The organism is Methanoculleus caldifontis (genome assembly GCF_032842345.1).
GTDB classification, from domain to species: Archaea; Halobacteriota; Methanomicrobia; order Methanomicrobiales; family Methanoculleaceae; genus Methanoculleus; species Methanoculleus caldifontis.
In genome coordinates, this window is the sequence record NZ_WBKO01000003.1 from 223,964 (window position 1) to 238,734 (window position 14,771).

Below are 14,771 nucleotides of genomic sequence, written 5' to 3' on the forward strand. Positions count from 1 at the left end.
GCGGCGGGAGCGCGGCCGGGAGTGCCTGTCACGGGTGCCCTGCGGGCGGCCTCCTCACTCCCCGGCCATGGGGGCGGAGGTTCATACCGCTGTAAAAGCGGCGAATATTCTTCGGATCCATCCCTCGCCTGTAGAAATAATTTTAGCAACATTTATAGTTGGGATGATGAATTTCTCACCGAAAGGAGATGATCGGCGAACGCAACCGGGTCTGGAATACGGGCCGCCATACCGGGCCCCGCCCGCCCGGCGCTTCCCGCACAGCGCCGCGGTCCCCTCCCCGGCGGGCGCCGGAGAGCGAGCATGCCCTCTCGCAGACCCATGCCTCGCTCCTGATGGTCGCCATCACCATCATCCTCGCTCTGCTTCTTCTCCTGCTGCTCCTCTCGATGATCCCCTCGTGGTCATGGACGGAGCCTCCGCTGCCCCCGATCATCATCACCGACGTTCTGCACACCAGCGGCGATACCGGGGCGCTGACCTGTGCGAGCCGGATCTTCCTCTATAACAACGGCAGCACCGTCTACGAAAACGACCTCTTAAAAGCGGTCATCTACCGCGACGACTGGAGGGTATGCACCGTCCAGACCTTGAACGGCCACCTCCTCATCCCGTCGCACCATTACGGGGTGAGATACCTCAAGGGCGCAGGCTGCCGCACCCCTTACTGGAACCCCGGCGAGGAGATAGAGGTCGATCTCACCGACGGGACCCTTGTTCTGGGTGCGAAGGTCACCGTGGAGATCTTCGATAAACGGAACGGGAAGGCGATATCGAAGCATACGGTGGAGGCGTAGGCCGGCAGGCCCCTCCAGACATCTATTTGTACCCGAACGCTCCTAGAGACTGTATGTTCGGATTGGTACTCGTGGCGGTCGACGGGTCGGAGATCGGGAGCCGTGCGCTTGCAGAGGCTCTGGACGTCGCCCGCGCCATGCACGCCCCCATACACGTCGTGCATGTCGTCCAGACCGGGATCTACCCTGCACTGATGCTCAACCCGCTCGAGCCCCCGGACCTCGCCCAGCAGGCGGTCCTCGACTCGCTCGAGCGGGAAGCGGACGAGATCCTGGCCGAGGCGGAGCGGCGGGGAACCGCCGCCGGCGTCCCGGCAACCGTCCACAAGCGCCACGGCCACCCGGGAGCCGAGATCACCGCGCTGGCCCTGGAGATCGGGGCCGACCTGACCGTGGTCGGTTCCCACGGGAGGGGCCGGCTCGACCGGTTCTTCCTCGGGAGCGTCAGCTCCTACGTCGTCGACCACGCGGAGTCGACGGTGATGGTCGTCAGGGGCTGACGGCCCCGCTGCACCTTGAAGACCTGACGAGCCCGCGGGCGACGAGCCGCGCCACTCTGAGCGGTTCGGGCACCCGCCCTTCGTGCGTGAAGTCGTTGCAGAGCCGTGCCGCGTCGCCGGAAGAGAGGCCGTAGGGGCGGATGAAGAGCGTGTACCCCGTGCGGAGACGGACTGGTGTCCGGTCGCCGAGACGCCGGTATGCCGCGAGCCTTTCGGCATCGCCCGGGAAATGGTGCCGGATCTCCTCCTCGAGCCCCTCGGACTCCTCGTAGGTGGCGACGATGACGGGTAGACCCGTCGCCTCCTGAACCGCGGCCGGATCGATGATGTTGTACCAGGCGATGACGCTCCCGCTGATCATCAGGAGGTTGATGTCGCGGCGGGCAAGATCGGCAACGATCCCGATGACCGCATCGGTCGCGTCCGTTCCCCCGACGGTCACCGGGGCGAAGGCCACTCCGTCGATTCTGAGGTCTTTTCGCATGACGACGCCGGCAAGGGTGGACCGCTCCCGTCCCGAGTAACTCTCGGCGATACCGAGAGCGCGGAGCCCCTGTTTGGCTACGTGCATACGAAGCCCTTATGTTGCTCAATCGGATATAGTACTCCGATGAACATCGAGCGAGATGAGGTCTGTATCTTCATCCCCACGTTAAACGAAGCCCCGACGATCGCCGAACTGGTCGGGGAGTTCAGGGAGCGCGGTTTTCGCCATGTCCTCGTCATGGACGGGAACAGCACCGACGGGACACCCGATATCGCCCGGTCCGCGGGAGCGGTCGTCCGGACGCAGACGGGGAAGGGGAAGGGCAACGCCATCATCGAGGCAGTGGAGGCCATCGATAAGCCCTACGTGCTCATGCTCGACGGCGACGGCACGTACGCGCCGGAGGATGCGGAGCGGATGCTCGCCCCCCTTGCCCAGGGATTCGACCACGTCATCGGCGACCGCCTCGCCGACCCCGACGGCGGGGCGTTCACCCGGTTGAACCTCCTCGGCAACCAGATTCTCAACCATATGTTCAGGATTGCGCACGGCCGCGACCTCCGCGATATCCTCTCCGGCTACCGTGCCTTCACCCTCCAGTCGATCCGGCAGATGACCCTCAAAGAGGCGGGATTCGAGATCGAGACGGAGATGGCGGTCGAGGCGGTGCGGCACGGGCAGCAGATCACGGTCGTCCCGGTCCGATACATCGCGAGGCCCGGTACCGTCACGAAACTGAACCCCGTCCAGGACGGCGCGAGGATCTTCTCGACGATATACCGGCTCGCGAAGATGAACAACCCGATCTTTTACTTCGGGATCATCGGCCTCTTCATCTCGCTCGTGGGGGGCGTCATCGGTATCTACGTCGTCTACGAGTGGCTCAGGAACATCGAACACCTGCCGCTCACCATCCTCACGGTCCTCCTGATCACCATAGGCTTTCAGATCTTCATGTTCGGGGTCATCAGCGACATGCTGCTCGGGTTCCACCGCGAGACGCTCCGCCAGATCGAGCAGTTGCAGGAGGCTTCAAAGCCTCCCCGATAAGAAGAGTATCCGGCAGGCGTACTCGGCGATCGAGGTGTAGATGTACGCCTCATCGAGCGTTTTTCCGGCACCGAACGTCCCGTGCCCGCGGACGATGACGATGTGGCCGTCACGGAGCGCTTCTGCGACGTTTCTCGCGATCTCCTCAGAGCCGGGGCTCCCCGTGACGACCGGGATCTCCGGGCAGAGCATCCCCCCCTCGCTGTCGGCCGGCCGGAGGGTATCGGTATCAAGCGAGGCGGCGACGGCGTGGACCGGGTGGGCGTGGACGATCGCCTGGTGGGGAGTCTCCCGGTAGACTGCCCGGTGGACCCGGTACTCGCTTGAGGCCTCACGAGGGGCGTCTCCCGTCTCCGGGACATAGACCGGCATCTCGCGGGCGTCGAGGTACGCGCCGGTCCGGGTGATATAAAAACCCCCATCCCCCCGGACGCTCATGTTCCCGAAGTTCGCTCCGACAAGCCCTTCACGGAAGAGCCGCAGTCCGATCCGTTCGAATTCCTGATCCAGCATTCTCTATTCCCTGATGAGTATGTTGGCGCGGCGAGGGATATCTGCATGCCTCTTCGGGGTCCGGGACGAGCGCACGGGGCGGTGAGGTGTCGGACGGGTTGTGGGGGTGTGGTGGCGTTGCTATAGGATCGGGCACGGATCCACCGGGACCTGCACTTCGCTAACGCCATGAGGAAGCCCCCCTGGAAGTCAACCCACTGAATTCCCTTCGCGACTCGAAGCCTGATGACTTCTCACGCTCTGGTCCTGATGGATCATCGCGGCTCGAAGCCTGATGGCTTCTCACGCTCCGGTCCTGATAGACCATCGCGGCTCGAAGCCTGATGGCTTCTCACGCTCCGGTCCTGATAGACCATCGCGGCTCGCACTTCGCGTGAGGCCGTCATCGCTACCCGCACCAGGCCGGATACCTCACGCGGAGCCGCGAAGAGCGCGAAGTGCGACTTCACCAGAGGGAAGAGGTGTTCAGCTACCGGGCACGGGCCATCAGTCCGCCCCGGACCCGAGATCTGCCCGGGAGGTCGGTCGGGCAACACCCCGCGCCATCCTCCCGGATAACGAAAAACAGCTTATACAAACCTGACGCCGACGTCCCTCATCCTGTTGAAACGAGCGATGTTGAGGAGGAGCGGCGTGACGCTCTCGACGATGGATGCGGCCGCAAGCGGCCCCCCGTCGTAGGCGCGGAGGCTTGAGACGGAGTTGACGATATCCATGACTTTGTGCTTCGCTCCATCGTCGTCGCAGCAGACGGCGACCGAGTAGTCGAGTTCTTCGTCGAGCATCTTCCACTTGTTCGCGGCGATGTTGTTGAACGCGGCGCAGACGGTCGTGCTCTCCGGGAGCATCCCCTTGATCATCATCGCGGCGGAACCCTCCGGCGGAGGAGCGTAGTAGAAGTAAGCCGTCCGCTCGATCGGGTTGACGGGGGTGACGACGATCTTCCCCTCAAACCCGGTCAGGGTCTTCAAGGTGGGAGTCACGTGCTTGAACGGGATCGCGAGGACGATGATATCCGCCTCGTCGACCGCCTGCTGGTTGCTGGCGCCGACGAGGCTGCACTGCATCCCCTGGACCTGCAGCGTCTCCCGGCAGGTGTCGCAGGTCGCGACCGCCTTTATCTCCTCGCGCGACCCGACGATCACATCGTACTTCGGAGAGAGCCGGAGTGCCATGCCCTCCCCGATATCTCCAGTTCCGCCGACGATGCCGATCTTCACTGCTCCACCAGCGGTTTTAAGATGCTCTCAAGCGTGCCGAGGTCCTGGACGCCGACCAGTTTCCGGACGAGGTTCCCGTCCTTCTCGATGACGAGCGTCGGTACGAACTGGATGTCGTACTGGGCGGCATACCGCCGCGTCTCCTCGGAATCGACACCTACGTCGATCTTCCTGATCTCCACCTGGTCACCCATCTTTGCTTTGAGCTCGTCGATGATCGGTGACTGCTGGTGGCACGGGCCGCACCACTCGGCAAAGAAGTCCATTAAAACCGGTTTTGCCATAAAACTATACCCCGTTCACACATTGTGTGTGAACGGGGCAATAAAGGTTGTGTAGGGTTCTATTTGGAGAGGATCGCCATGATTATCTTCCCGTAGGCGGGCCTCGTGACAAGGACGCCGATCAGGACACCGAGTATGGTGATGATGGCAAAGCCCCGGAGCGTCGAGAGATCCATCAGTGCCAGCGGGAGCATGGCGATGAAGACCGTCGCTGCGGCGATGGCGATGATGCCGAACGCCCGCCCGTACCGCTTCATGTAGAGGTTCTGCGACGGGACACGCCCTTCGTGGAGAACCTCGTCCGTGATGATGACGAGCTGGTCGATGCCGGTACCCACCACCGCGATCAGGCCGGCGATCGTGGCGAGGTCGAGCTGGATGATGTACCGGGAGATCCCGAGCAGGATGATGATCTCTGCAAAGTTGATGGCCACCATCGGGATCACGATCGCCGGCTCGCGGTAGCGGTAGTAGACGACGACCGCAACGGTGAGCAGCGCGAGCAGTCCGGCAAGGGCGACCGTCATCTTGAACTGATCGCCGAGCGACGCAGGTACCGAGCCGGAGCCGACGATATCCACCTGCACCGGCAGGGCGCCGGCACGGAGGTGGATCTCGAGGGTCATCGCATCCTCAAGCCCGGCGTCGCCGGCCCCGGTGCTCGCGGAGAGCGACCTGACCGGGCCGGACCGGAGCTCCGCCGCAAGCCCGCTGGAGAGAGGAGCGCTGTAGACGGTCTCGTTATCGAGGAGCATCACAAGCTGGTGGGCTTCCGGGTTGTTGACCGCGCCGTGGCTGATGGCGGCATTCCGGAAGGCCTGCGCACCCGCCTCGGAGAGCGTGAACCCGACGCCCCACTGCTGGGTCCCGGGCTCCCTCTGCGGCACGCCGACGCTGGTGATCTGGTCTCCGTAGAGGACGTGCTCGGTCTGGTTTCCGGTAGTCTGGATCCGGATCTCGAAGAGACCCTGCGTGCCGACGATCTCCTGCGCCGTCGCCATGTCAACGCCGGCAAGCTCTATCCGGACGTACTGCGGATACTCGCTTCCCGTCGGGGTGAGAAGGTTGATCCTGGCGTCCTGCATGCCGAGAGCGTTCACCTTCTCGTTCAAGATCCGCTTCACCTCATCCGCGGTGAAGGCGGATACGCCCTCGTGGTAGGTGACGATCGTGGCGCCCGACGCCGCGAAGAGCGGTTCGAGCTCGGCCCGCGAGACCTCTTTTCGGATCTCGATGTGGTTCTCGTCGATCCGGATGACGTCTGCCTCAAGGCTCGTCTGCAGGTTCTCGATGAGGTCTCCGACCGAACCGTCGGTCGAATACGCGACGACCACGGACTGGAACTCCAGCTGGAGCCACGAGCCGCCCTCGAGGTCGAGGCCGAACTGGAGGTTCCCCTCAAGCCCTCTCTCCGGATTCGGGGGTGCAAGGTAGATGCCGACGAGGGAGGCGACGATCAGGACGAGCAGCAGGGCTACACGCCAGTCCTTGACAAGGTTCTTGATGGTTTCGCTGTTCATTTCTTACCCTCCCGGAGGATGTACGCCTTGAGAATCCCGGCGTTCAGCATCCAGGTCATCATCATGTCGACAAAGAGCCCGATGATGAGGACGCCTGCGATCTCGCTGATGATCTGGATCTGTCCCGCCGTGGCGACGACCCACATGGCCGCGATGGCGGCAAGGGTCGTGGTCGTCATGATGATGCCGGTCCTGAAAGCCCCGGAGAGCTTCTCATCGAGCTTCCCCTTGCGCTTCAGGAGGCGCGTGGTCAGCAGGATGTCGCTGTCGACGGAGTACCCGATCAGCATCAGGAGCGCCGCCGTCGTCCCCAGAGAGAGCGGGATCCCGATGATCTGCATGATTCCGGCAGTGATGGTGATATCGGCGAAGGCCGAGAGGACGACCGCACCCGCCGGCACCACGTTGCGGAACGCTACGAAGACCACGATCGCCATCCCGATGAACGAGAAGATCAGGGCGAGGAAGGCCTGGCCCTGAAGGGTCTTTCCGAAGGTCTCGCCGATCTGGTCTATCTTTGCGTCGGGATACTGCTCGTTGATGAGCGCGACGAGGCTCCGGTACTGGGCGTCGTCCATGGGCCCGAACTGGATATATTTTCCATTCCCGAGCCCCTCACCCACAGAAAGCAGCGGGTACCCGGCGAAGGTCGCTTCTATGGTCTCCCTGCTGTCAGAGGTGAATGCGGTGACCGCCGTTCCTCCCGCGAAGTCGATGCCCGGTGTTATGGGCAGGCCGGTGGTGAGCGTGGTGTAGCCCAGCAGGACCCCGGCGAGGAGGAGAAGAACGAGGGGTAGCACTACCATCTGCCGCGGAGAGTATTTGTTGATGTCATATCCGGCAAATTCCATGCTGTATCAGTGTACGATTGTGAAAGGTTAAAGGGTTGCTCATGTCTATGCGGTGGGAATCCGGATATGCCCGGATAACGGCCCGATGGCCCTGAGTGTGCGGCAGAACGACGCTCCATCCGGCCGACGCCTCGCCGCGTGCGCCGTAGGGGTTCGCCGGCCGGGGCGAAATCCGCGAGCAGCCGACGCAGGGCGAGGAACAAAGGAGCCCATCGTGAGATATCCCGGCAAATGTCCGGATAAAAGGCGGTTTAACCCTCGAAATAGGTCCGTATGGTAAACGATCGTATTATATCCCTGATTTTACGGTTTCGTCAGACAATTGTCGCCTCAGCGAGATAATCTCCAAGCAAATGAGTGAAAAGAAAAAATATATATAAAATACAGAATCACAAGCACATATGAGATCGCCCTCGGAGTTCAAGAGAGAGATAGAGGCCCGACTCAAAGGTTATCTCTCGCGCGACCGGGACGGAATCCGGCATGAGCTCCTCAAACTCTTCGTAAAGATCAAGGCTCTCACCATCCCCCAGATCTACGAGAAACTGCAGGCACAGTTCTCCATCAGTTACCACTCCGTCGCATCCATGGTCGGGACGATCGCGTCCCGGATAGGTATTCTGCGCGTCAGGCGGAACGCAGAAGGAACAAATACCATCTATGAGTTGAAAGACCAGTACGTGGACGTGGTGGCGGGCATCCTCGGGACGACATAGCACTCCGAAACCATACTTCTTTTTTACACGCAGAACCAATATGTGGGACTATCATGCAGAGCGATAGAGGGGAGTCCGGACCATCGCAGGATATCTACATCACGGAAGATGTCCGATCGTATATCCTTGAGCGTAAACGCGACTTCAGGGTAAGCACATCCTGCAGCGGTCCCATCCTCCTGCCGACCTCGGTCAAGCCCCCGAAGGCCACCGACCTGCGGGTTCCGGTCGAGGGGTATACCGTCTACATCTCAAAATACCAGGCACGTTACATCGATTCCATCCACCGGGGAATGATTCCCATATTCTTTGAAGATTTCTGATCATGAGTTTCGAAGAACTGGACCACACGGCCGACGTCCTCATGCGGGTGCGGGGCGCGAGCATCAACGAGGTCTTTGCCGACGCAGGCCGGGCCATGTTCCAGGTGATGTACGGCCCCTGCGAGGACCGGGGTGTCGAACGGAAGGTCAGCCTCGAGGCGGAGGACCTCGAGTCCCTTCTCATCGACTACCTCTCGGAACTCCTCTTCATCACCGAGGTCGAGTACGCCGTCTTCTGCACGTTCGAGGTCGAGGTTCGGGATACCCGGCTCTCCGCCACCCTCCGGGGCGAGCCGTTCGACCCTGCGCGGCATTCGGCAGGGACGCTCGTCAAGGGCATATCTTACTTCGGGCTCGAAATCGTTAAAGAAGAAGAGGGTTACGTGGTGGAGATCATCTTCGATATCTGAGGGTTTTTCCATGCTTACCGGAATCAACAGGATCGGGGACCTCGAATGGGAGGTCCCTATCGGATATGTCCCCGGGATGCGGGTGCCGGGGCGCTTCTTCCTCTCCCCGCTGCTTGCCGAGACGCTCGAGGAGGGGGCCGTCCGCCAGCTCGCGAACGTCGCGACCCTGCCGGGGATCGTGAAGAACTCGCTTGCCATGCCCGATATCCACTGGGGTTACGGGTTTCCCATCGGCGGCGTCGCCGCGTTCGATATGACCGAGGGGGTCATATCGCCCGGCGGGGTCGGATTCGACATCAACTGCGGCGTCCGGCTGATCACGACCCCCCTGACCGAGGCCGACCTTGCGAAGAAGAAACGCGACCTGATCGAGCGGCTCTTTAACGCCGTCCCGACCGGCGTGGGGGCGAAGAGCACTCTCCGGGTCTCGAACAAGGACCTCTCCGCGATCCTGGCCGACGGCGCGGGGTGGGCGGTCGAGCGCGGGCTCGGCACAGGGGCGGATCTCGTCCGGTGCGAGGAGGAGGGCGCGATGCCGGGCGCGGACCCCGATGCCGTCAGCGCCAAGGCGCGGCAGCGGGGCATCCCGCAGTTAGGTACTCTCGGCGCCGGGAACCACTTCCTGGAACTCCAGGTGGTGAAGGAGGTCCCCGACCCGGAGGCAGCACGTACCTTCGGGGTCCACGAGGGGCAGATCTGCTTCATGGTCCACTGCGGCTCCCGGGGCCTCGGCCACCAGGTCGCCACCGATTACCTGCGGACGATCGAGGGGGCGCTTGCCCGCTACGGGATCCATCTCCCCGACCGGCAGCTCGCCTGCGCTCCGATCGACTCGCCTGAAGCCCGCGCTTACTTCGGCGCCATGGCCTCGGCCGCAAACTATGCCTGGGCGAACCGGCAGGTCATCATGCACGAGGTCCGCAAGGTCTTCTCGCAGGTCTTCGGGATCGAGTACGACGAGATGCGGCTCATCTACGATGTCGCGCACAACGTCGCGAAGTTCGAGCGCCACGATATCGGCGGCACCGCGACGGAGGTCTGCGTCCACCGGAAAGGCGCAACCCGGGCGTTCGGACCCGGAGCCCCCGGCATCCCCCGCGAATATGCCGCGGTCGGGCAGCCGGTGATCATCCCCGGGAGCATGGGGACGTCCTCCTACCTCCTCCACGGCACGACGACCGCGATGGAGAAGACCTGGGGGAGCACCTGTCACGGGGCCGGGAGGGTGCTCAGCCGGTCGAAGGCGAAGAAGGAGGTCAGGGGGCGGGAGCTCCGCGAGCAGCTTGCGGGCGAAGGCATCGTGGTGCGCGCCCATAGCGACGCCGCCCTTGCGGAGGAGGCGCCCGAGGTCTACAAGCCGAGCGGAGAGGTGGTCCGCGTCGTGCACGAGGCGGGGCTATCCGATATCGTCGCGAGGCTTGGCCCGCTCGGGGTGATCAAGGGATGACCGGCAGGACCGGGCTGCTCTGGGACAACCCCCTCATGTTCTCGCGGCTCATCGAGGACTGCGGCGCTTGCTGCGAGGCGGTCAATCCCCACATGCTCGCCTCGCCCTTCTGGCGCGGGAAGTTCGTCTCGCTCATCGTGCCGACGGGGTTTGCCAACCCGGCCTACTCGAACCTCCTCCCGGCGCTTCGGGCTGCACAGGGCCGCATCAGGCGTTTCGTCGAGGGCGGGGGGCGGCTGCTGGTCTTCGGCGCGGGCTGCTCAAGGGAGGAAGCCTACGACTGGCTCCCGTTCCCGGTGACCTACACGTTCTCCTACGGGCCGCGAGCGGTCAACTTCAACGGGGAGAGCAGGTACAACTCCCTCTTTGCCGGCTACGACCTTGCCGCCGTCGAGTGCGACGGGTCGTTTCCCGCACACGGCGGCGAGACGCTCGTGGCATCGGCCTCCGGCGAGGCGCTTCTCATCGCAAAAGCAGTCGGGGAGGGCATGATCCTGGTCTCCAGCATCCATGAGTATCCGTCGCGCGAATTCCTGAAGGAATTCTCGTGCGGCGAGAGGGAAACCTTATTCTAGTTAAACCTTGATGGAAAGTATGGGTATGACCATGGGGCACTATACCATCTCTGCATCTTCAGGCGCGCGCGATCTCGCTCCCGTTGCGCTCTGCATCCATGATCTGCTTGGTCATCTGCCTGTCACGGCGCGTTCCCGCGACCAGCCGGGCGTCCGGGTGGAGGACGGCAACGTCATCGACGAGGCATATACGGGCCCGGTCTTGGAGGAGGTCCTCCGCGAGAACGTCATAAAAAGGGTCCAGCCTCCTGCCGGTCCCTATAAAGGCATTCCGGTGGTGGTGGCGCCGGTGAGGGACAATGAGGGCAGGGCCATCTGCGCCGTCGGCATCGTCGACGTGACCGGCATCTTCGACCTTGCCGATCTCATGAGACAGAACGCGAAGATCAAAAGAGAGGTATGCGGTGAGGACCCCTGTCCGCTCCCGACCGAGTCGTCCGCAGCGAAAAGGTAATCGACATGAAGGACACGGCAATCAACCTATTGAAGATTCTCGAAGAAGCGCCTGGCCCGATATCGGGCGAGCGGATTGCAGAGCAGCTGGGTGTCACCCGTTCGGCCGTCTGGAAACAGATTCGTGAACTCAGGAGGCTCGGATACGGCATATCGTCGTCGCGGACGGAAGGCTACCGGCTCGAGTCGAAGACGAACAGGCTCCTCCCCTACGAGATCCATAAGCGGCTCCGCACCCGGTTCATCGGCAAGCAGATCCGCCACTTCGACAGCACCGCCTCGACGAGCTGGATCGGGAAGAAACTCGCCGCCGAGAACGATCCCGCGAACCTGCACGGGATGGTGATCATCGCCGAGGAGCAGACGGGCGGCGTGGGAAGGCTCGGCCGCGCCTGGGTCTCGCCTGCAGGCGGCATCTGGGCCACCATCGTCTTGAAGCCGAAAGTTCCGTTCGATCACCTCTTCATGATCACGATGGCCGGGTCGATCGCGGTCGCCCGCGCCATCCGGAAGGAGTACAACATCAGCGCCCTCATCAAGTGGCCCAACGATATCTTCATCGGAGATAAGAAGGTCGCCGGGCTCCTCCTTGAACTGGCCGCGGAGGCGGATACCGTCCACTACGCCCTGCTCGGGATGGGGATCGACGTGAACGTCGCTCTCGACGATCTCTCCTCGAACCTGAGGGATACGGTGACGACGCTCCAGGAGGAGGTCGGCCGCGAGGTCGACCGCGTGGCACTTCTTGCGCGGATCCTGCGGGAGTTCGAGCTGCGCTACCAGCAGCTGGAGGACGGGGAGTACGATTCGATCATCCGCGAGTGGAAGAGCCTCTCCCTGACGCTCGATCACCGGGTGGCGATCACGACCGTCAACAAGACCTTCGCGGGAGAGGCGATCGATATCGACGAGCACGGCGCCCTGATCATCCGCAAGGACAACGGGAAGATCGAGCGGGTCATCGCCGGGGACTGCTTCCAGCTCTAGTCCCCCGGCTCCCGCCAATCCCTGTATACTTTTTTGTTGAGACTCTATCGCTTGCACATCAACAGGATTTTTCTTGTCAACCGTCCAAAATATTCTGGTTGACATGATGCACCGCGCCCGTATCCTCGCCCACAGCAGCACGTTCATCGCGCTGATCGCTGCCGGAAGCTGGTTATCCATCCCGCTGCCCCCGGTCCCGATCACGCTCCAGACACTCTTTATCCTCCTTGCCGGTATCGTCATGAAGCGGTATGCGGCGATCCCCGTCACGCTCTTCGTCCTCCTCGGCGCGGCAGGCCTCCCGGTCTTTCACAACGGCACGGCGGGCCTCGGAGTGCTCCTCGGCCCCACGGGCGGGTTCCTGGTGGGCTTCATCCCGGCTGCCGTCATCGTCGGGCTCGCTTACGAGCGGCAGTCGAAGGCGTGCCGCGTGGGAGGCCTCCTCGCAGCGACCTTCGTGACCTACCTCTTCGGCGTCTCATGGCTCGCCTGGTCGGCGTCGCTCTCGCCGGCTCAGGCGGTCCTCCTCGGCGTCGCCCCGTTCGTCGTCGGCGAGGTCGTGAAGGTCGCGGCCGCGTACGTCATCGGGGAGCGGGTGGCGTGATCCGGATTGCCGGGCTCCGGCACCGGGTCCTCGATATCCCCGATCTCGCGCTCGAAGCCCGGCAGATCGCCGTGATCGGGGAGAACGGGAGCGGCAAGACCACGCTCCTTGAAGTCTGTGCCGGGATCGAGGAGCCCGGCGAAGGGACGGTCCGGTTCCTCGATCACCCGACTTCCGCCGTGAAGGTCGGGTGGGTGGGGGAGTTTCCGGACCGGACGCTCCTCTTCTCCCGGGTCTATGACGAGATCGCGTCGTCTCCCCGGTTCCGCCACCGCTCCTGCTCCGAGACCGACGGGCGGGTCCGGGCGGCCGCCGAGCGGGTCGGCATCCCGCACCTTCTCAAGAGATCGGTCGCGACGCTATCGGGGGGCGAGAAAGCCCTCGTCGCGCTCGCTGCGGCCGTCGCCGACGATCCCGATCTGCTCATCCTGGACGAGGCCGACTCGCACCTCGACGCCGGGACGGCGGAACGTGTGAGGGGGGTCGTCCGGGAGAGCACGGCGGCTCACGTCCTCTGGTGTACCCAGTCGATGGAGACGGCGGCCGGAGCGGACTATCTCCTCTTCATGGCAGCCGGTGCGGTCCGGCACCACGGCACACCCGAGGAGGTCTTCTCGCTGCTTGAGGAGACCTGCTTCTATCCCACGCTCTGGAGGATGCTCCGGTGAGGGTGGAGGTCGAGGGTCTCCGTTTCTCCCGCGGTTCGTTCACCCTTCGGGGCGACGGGACCTTCGGGGAGGGCGTGCACCTGGTCAGCGGGCCGGTGGGGAGCGGGAAGTCGACGCTCGCTCTTCTCCTCGCCGGCCTCCTCTCGCCCACGGGAGGGGCGATCCGGCAGCACGGCGTCTCCTCCACGCTGCTCCTGCTCCAGTTTCCCGAATACCACATCACCAGCCCGACCGTCGCCGGCGAGGTCCGGTCGTGGGGGCTCGATGCGGACGACGTGCTTCTCCGGGCGGACCTCCTCCGGCGGGCGGACGACGACCCGTTCCACCTCTCCCGCGGCGAACTCCGGAGACTGACCCTTGCCTGCGCGGTTATGCGGGACCCGGACCTGCTGATGCTCGACGAACCGTTCGGCTCGCTCGACTGTGCCGCAAAACGGACCGCCTGCAGGATGATCGAGGAGCGCGATGCGGGGATCACCATCATCTTCTCGCACGAGCAGGCGGTCCTCCCCCGGGTGGACACGATCTCCGAGGTGGAGGCCGGGACCCTGACCCCCCTCGGCAGCGTGCCGGGAGCGATCCTCCGGTGGCGGCACGCCCCCTCCTACCTCCGGTATGCCCTGGAGCAGGGGGCCAGCCCGGAGAACATCAGGCTCGCGGATGCACGGGAGGCACTATGCAGGACCCGCGGCTGAGGCTTTTTGCCGTTACGGCCCTCTCGGTTGCCGCATTTACGAGCACGGCGGGAGCCGTCGCCGCCCTCGCCTGGTGGCTGCTTTTCACGCCGCGCACAAGATCCCTCCCGCGGCCTGGGCTGCTCCTCCCCCTCGTCGCGATGATCGCCGCCACAGCCCTCGTCTCGGAATTGGGTGGCGGCGCAGGGCTCTCGTACTTTATCCGGATGACCGTGCTCCTCCTCCTCGCCGCATGGGCATACGCCGCGACGGAGGAGGGGGAGGTGCTTGCCGTCGCGGTCTGGGCGCTCGGCAACCGGATCGGGTTCGAGATCGGGCTCATCGCCGAGATGGGCCTCTCCGGTCTTGGGGTTCTGCGACAGGAGATCGACCAGGTGCGGGTTGCGATGGCGCTGAAAGGAATCCGGCCGGGACTCCGGTCGATCGTTCCGCTTGCGGTCACCCTCATCGTCACCGAGCTCCGGAGGTCCGAGGAGATCGCCCGCCTGCTGGTGGTCCGCGGATACACGCATGGGGGGCGGATCTGCCCCCGGTTCAGAAAAAGCACCGCGGATACCCCTGCAGCCCTATCGGCCCTTATCCCTCTGCTTTTATCCGTTCTGCCCGTTGGTGATGTTTTTATATTATTAGGAAGAAGTTTTTAGAGGCTTTATTGATATCTTCTCAGCCCT

20 protein-coding genes are annotated in these 14,771 nt (G+C 63.5%); 14 read left to right on the forward strand and 6 right to left on the reverse strand.

Annotated elements, in window-relative coordinates; translation table 11 throughout:
* Positions 1 to 188 precede the first annotated feature (188 nt).
* Entirely contained in the window at positions 189 to 797 is a 609-nt protein-coding gene (locus F8E02_RS12860; RefSeq protein WP_317066008.1) for a type IV pilin, read from the forward strand.
* A 53-nt stretch (positions 798 to 850) separates the two neighbouring features.
* Positions 851 to 1,297 (forward strand): universal stress protein, encoded by a 447-nt coding sequence (locus F8E02_RS12865; protein ID WP_317066009.1) that lies wholly within the window; start codon positions 851 to 853, stop codon positions 1,295 to 1,297.
* Here F8E02_RS12865 and F8E02_RS12870 read toward each other — a convergent pair.
* Complete coding sequence (locus tag F8E02_RS12870) at positions 1,287 to 1,868, reverse strand: endonuclease dU (protein WP_317066010.1); 582 nt, start codon at positions 1,866 to 1,868, stop codon at positions 1,287 to 1,289. The two genes, F8E02_RS12865 and F8E02_RS12870, sit on opposite strands and share 11 nt — an antisense overlap.
* 39 nt (positions 1,869 to 1,907) lie before the next feature.
* Here F8E02_RS12870 and aglJ point away from each other — a divergent pair, with 39 nt between their 5' ends.
* Positions 1,908 to 2,834, forward strand: coding sequence for an S-layer glycoprotein N-glycosyltransferase AglJ (aglJ, locus tag F8E02_RS12875; protein WP_317066011.1), 927 nt, complete (start codon positions 1,908 to 1,910; stop codon positions 2,832 to 2,834).
* Here the strand turns inward: aglJ and F8E02_RS12880 are convergent.
* The 5 genes from F8E02_RS12880 to F8E02_RS12900 form a co-directional block, all read right to left on the reverse strand.
* Complete coding sequence (locus F8E02_RS12880) at positions 2,817 to 3,347, reverse strand: aldolase (RefSeq protein WP_317066012.1); 531 nt, start codon at positions 3,345 to 3,347, stop codon at positions 2,817 to 2,819. The genes aglJ and F8E02_RS12880 overlap by 18 nt on opposite strands.
* A 569-nt stretch (positions 3,348 to 3,916) precedes the next feature.
* Complete coding sequence (gene npdG / locus F8E02_RS12885; RefSeq protein ID WP_317066013.1) at positions 3,917 to 4,567, reverse strand: NADPH-dependent F420 reductase; 651 nt, start codon at positions 4,565 to 4,567, stop codon at positions 3,917 to 3,919.
* Positions 4,564 to 4,851, reverse strand: a complete 288-nt coding sequence (locus F8E02_RS12890; protein WP_317066014.1) for a thioredoxin family protein — start codon at positions 4,849 to 4,851, stop codon at positions 4,564 to 4,566. The genes npdG and F8E02_RS12890 overlap by 4 nt, the downstream gene beginning before the upstream one ends.
* A gap of 59 nt (positions 4,852 to 4,910) precedes the next feature.
* On the reverse strand, positions 4,911 to 6,371 hold the full coding sequence (locus F8E02_RS12895) for a preprotein translocase subunit SecD (protein ID WP_317066015.1): 1,461 nt from the start codon (positions 6,369 to 6,371) through the stop codon (positions 4,911 to 4,913).
* A complete protein-coding gene (locus F8E02_RS12900) occupies positions 6,368 to 7,222 on the reverse strand; it encodes a protein translocase subunit SecF (RefSeq protein ID WP_317066016.1) in 855 nt (284 codons plus the stop codon). Before F8E02_RS12900 ends, F8E02_RS12895 begins: the two co-directional genes overlap by 4 nt.
* 401 nt (positions 7,223 to 7,623) lie before the next feature.
* Here F8E02_RS12900 and F8E02_RS12905 point away from each other — a divergent pair, with 401 nt between their 5' ends.
* The 11 genes from F8E02_RS12905 (at position 7,624) to F8E02_RS12955 (ending at position 14,744) form a co-directional block, all read left to right on the forward strand.
* Positions 7,624 to 7,938 (forward strand): DUF2551 domain-containing protein, encoded by a 315-nt coding sequence (locus F8E02_RS12905; RefSeq protein ID WP_317066017.1) that lies wholly within the window; start codon positions 7,624 to 7,626, stop codon positions 7,936 to 7,938.
* 53 nt (positions 7,939 to 7,991) lie between these two features.
* Positions 7,992 to 8,261: a hypothetical protein gene (locus F8E02_RS12910; protein WP_317066018.1), complete on the forward strand. Its 270-nt coding sequence runs from the start codon at positions 7,992 to 7,994 to the stop codon at positions 8,259 to 8,261.
* 2 nt (positions 8,262 to 8,263) lie between these two features.
* Positions 8,264 to 8,671: an archease gene (locus F8E02_RS12915; RefSeq protein ID WP_317066019.1), complete on the forward strand. Its 408-nt coding sequence runs from the start codon at positions 8,264 to 8,266 to the stop codon at positions 8,669 to 8,671.
* 10 nt (positions 8,672 to 8,681) lie between these two features.
* Positions 8,682 to 10,118, forward strand: coding sequence for an RtcB family protein (locus tag F8E02_RS12920; RefSeq protein WP_317066020.1), 1,437 nt, complete (start codon positions 8,682 to 8,684; stop codon positions 10,116 to 10,118).
* A complete protein-coding gene (locus F8E02_RS12925) occupies positions 10,115 to 10,693 on the forward strand; it encodes a hypothetical protein (RefSeq protein ID WP_317066021.1) in 579 nt (192 codons plus the stop codon). Before F8E02_RS12920 ends, F8E02_RS12925 begins: the two co-directional genes overlap by 4 nt.
* 19 nt (positions 10,694 to 10,712) lie before the next feature.
* Positions 10,713 to 11,147, forward strand: a complete 435-nt coding sequence (locus F8E02_RS12930; RefSeq protein WP_317066022.1) for a DUF2111 domain-containing protein — start codon at positions 10,713 to 10,715, stop codon at positions 11,145 to 11,147.
* A gap of 5 nt (positions 11,148 to 11,152) precedes the next feature.
* Positions 11,153 to 12,133 (forward strand): biotin--[acetyl-CoA-carboxylase] ligase, encoded by a 981-nt coding sequence (locus F8E02_RS12935; protein WP_317066023.1) that lies wholly within the window; start codon positions 11,153 to 11,155, stop codon positions 12,131 to 12,133.
* Positions 12,134 to 12,236: 103 nt separating this feature from the next.
* Positions 12,237 to 12,737 (forward strand): biotin transporter BioY, encoded by a 501-nt coding sequence (locus F8E02_RS12940; protein ID WP_317066024.1) that lies wholly within the window; start codon positions 12,237 to 12,239, stop codon positions 12,735 to 12,737.
* Positions 12,734 to 13,405 carry an energy-coupling factor ABC transporter ATP-binding protein gene (locus F8E02_RS12945; protein ID WP_317066025.1) on the forward strand — a complete coding sequence of 224 codons (672 nt, stop codon included), beginning with the start codon at positions 12,734 to 12,736 and terminating at the stop codon, positions 13,403 to 13,405. Before F8E02_RS12940 ends, F8E02_RS12945 begins: the two co-directional genes overlap by 4 nt.
* Positions 13,402 to 14,100 (forward strand): ATP-binding cassette domain-containing protein, encoded by a 699-nt coding sequence (locus F8E02_RS12950; RefSeq protein WP_317066026.1) that lies wholly within the window; start codon positions 13,402 to 13,404, stop codon positions 14,098 to 14,100. Before F8E02_RS12945 ends, F8E02_RS12950 begins: the two co-directional genes overlap by 4 nt.
* A complete protein-coding gene (locus F8E02_RS12955) occupies positions 14,082 to 14,744 on the forward strand; it encodes a hypothetical protein (protein ID WP_317066027.1) in 663 nt (220 codons plus the stop codon). Before F8E02_RS12950 ends, F8E02_RS12955 begins: the two co-directional genes overlap by 19 nt.
* Positions 14,745 to 14,771 lie beyond the last annotated feature (27 nt).

Coding starts and splice junctions, on each gene's coding strand:
- F8E02_RS12860 (WP_317066008.1), top strand. CDS start 189: ATGATCGGCGAACGCAACCGGGTCTGGAATACGGGCCGCCATACCGGG.
- F8E02_RS12865 (WP_317066009.1), top strand. CDS start 851: ATGTTCGGATTGGTACTCGTGGCGGTCGACGGGTCGGAGATCGGGAGC.
- F8E02_RS12870 (WP_317066010.1), bottom strand. CDS start 1,868: ATGCACGTAGCCAAACAGGGGCTCCGCGCTCTCGGTATCGCCGAGAGT.
- aglJ (WP_317066011.1), top strand. CDS start 1,908: ATGAACATCGAGCGAGATGAGGTCTGTATCTTCATCCCCACGTTAAAC.
- F8E02_RS12880 (WP_317066012.1), bottom strand. CDS start 3,347: ATGCTGGATCAGGAATTCGAACGGATCGGACTGCGGCTCTTCCGTGAA.
- F8E02_RS12890 (WP_317066014.1), bottom strand. CDS start 4,851: ATGGCAAAACCGGTTTTAATGGACTTCTTTGCCGAGTGGTGCGGCCCG.
- F8E02_RS12895 (WP_317066015.1), bottom strand. CDS start 6,371: ATGAACAGCGAAACCATCAAGAACCTTGTCAAGGACTGGCGTGTAGCC.
- F8E02_RS12900 (WP_317066016.1), bottom strand. CDS start 7,222: ATGGAATTTGCCGGATATGACATCAACAAATACTCTCCGCGGCAGATG.
- F8E02_RS12905 (WP_317066017.1), top strand. CDS start 7,624: ATGAGATCGCCCTCGGAGTTCAAGAGAGAGATAGAGGCCCGACTCAAA.
- F8E02_RS12910 (WP_317066018.1), top strand. CDS start 7,992: ATGCAGAGCGATAGAGGGGAGTCCGGACCATCGCAGGATATCTACATC.
- F8E02_RS12915 (WP_317066019.1), top strand. CDS start 8,264: ATGAGTTTCGAAGAACTGGACCACACGGCCGACGTCCTCATGCGGGTG.
- F8E02_RS12920 (WP_317066020.1), top strand. CDS start 8,682: ATGCTTACCGGAATCAACAGGATCGGGGACCTCGAATGGGAGGTCCCT.
- F8E02_RS12925 (WP_317066021.1), top strand. CDS start 10,115: ATGACCGGCAGGACCGGGCTGCTCTGGGACAACCCCCTCATGTTCTCG.
- F8E02_RS12930 (WP_317066022.1), top strand. CDS start 10,713: ATGGGTATGACCATGGGGCACTATACCATCTCTGCATCTTCAGGCGCG.
- F8E02_RS12935 (WP_317066023.1), top strand. CDS start 11,153: ATGAAGGACACGGCAATCAACCTATTGAAGATTCTCGAAGAAGCGCCT.
- F8E02_RS12940 (WP_317066024.1), top strand. CDS start 12,237: ATGATGCACCGCGCCCGTATCCTCGCCCACAGCAGCACGTTCATCGCG.
- F8E02_RS12955 (WP_317066027.1), top strand. CDS start 14,082: ATGCAGGACCCGCGGCTGAGGCTTTTTGCCGTTACGGCCCTCTCGGTT.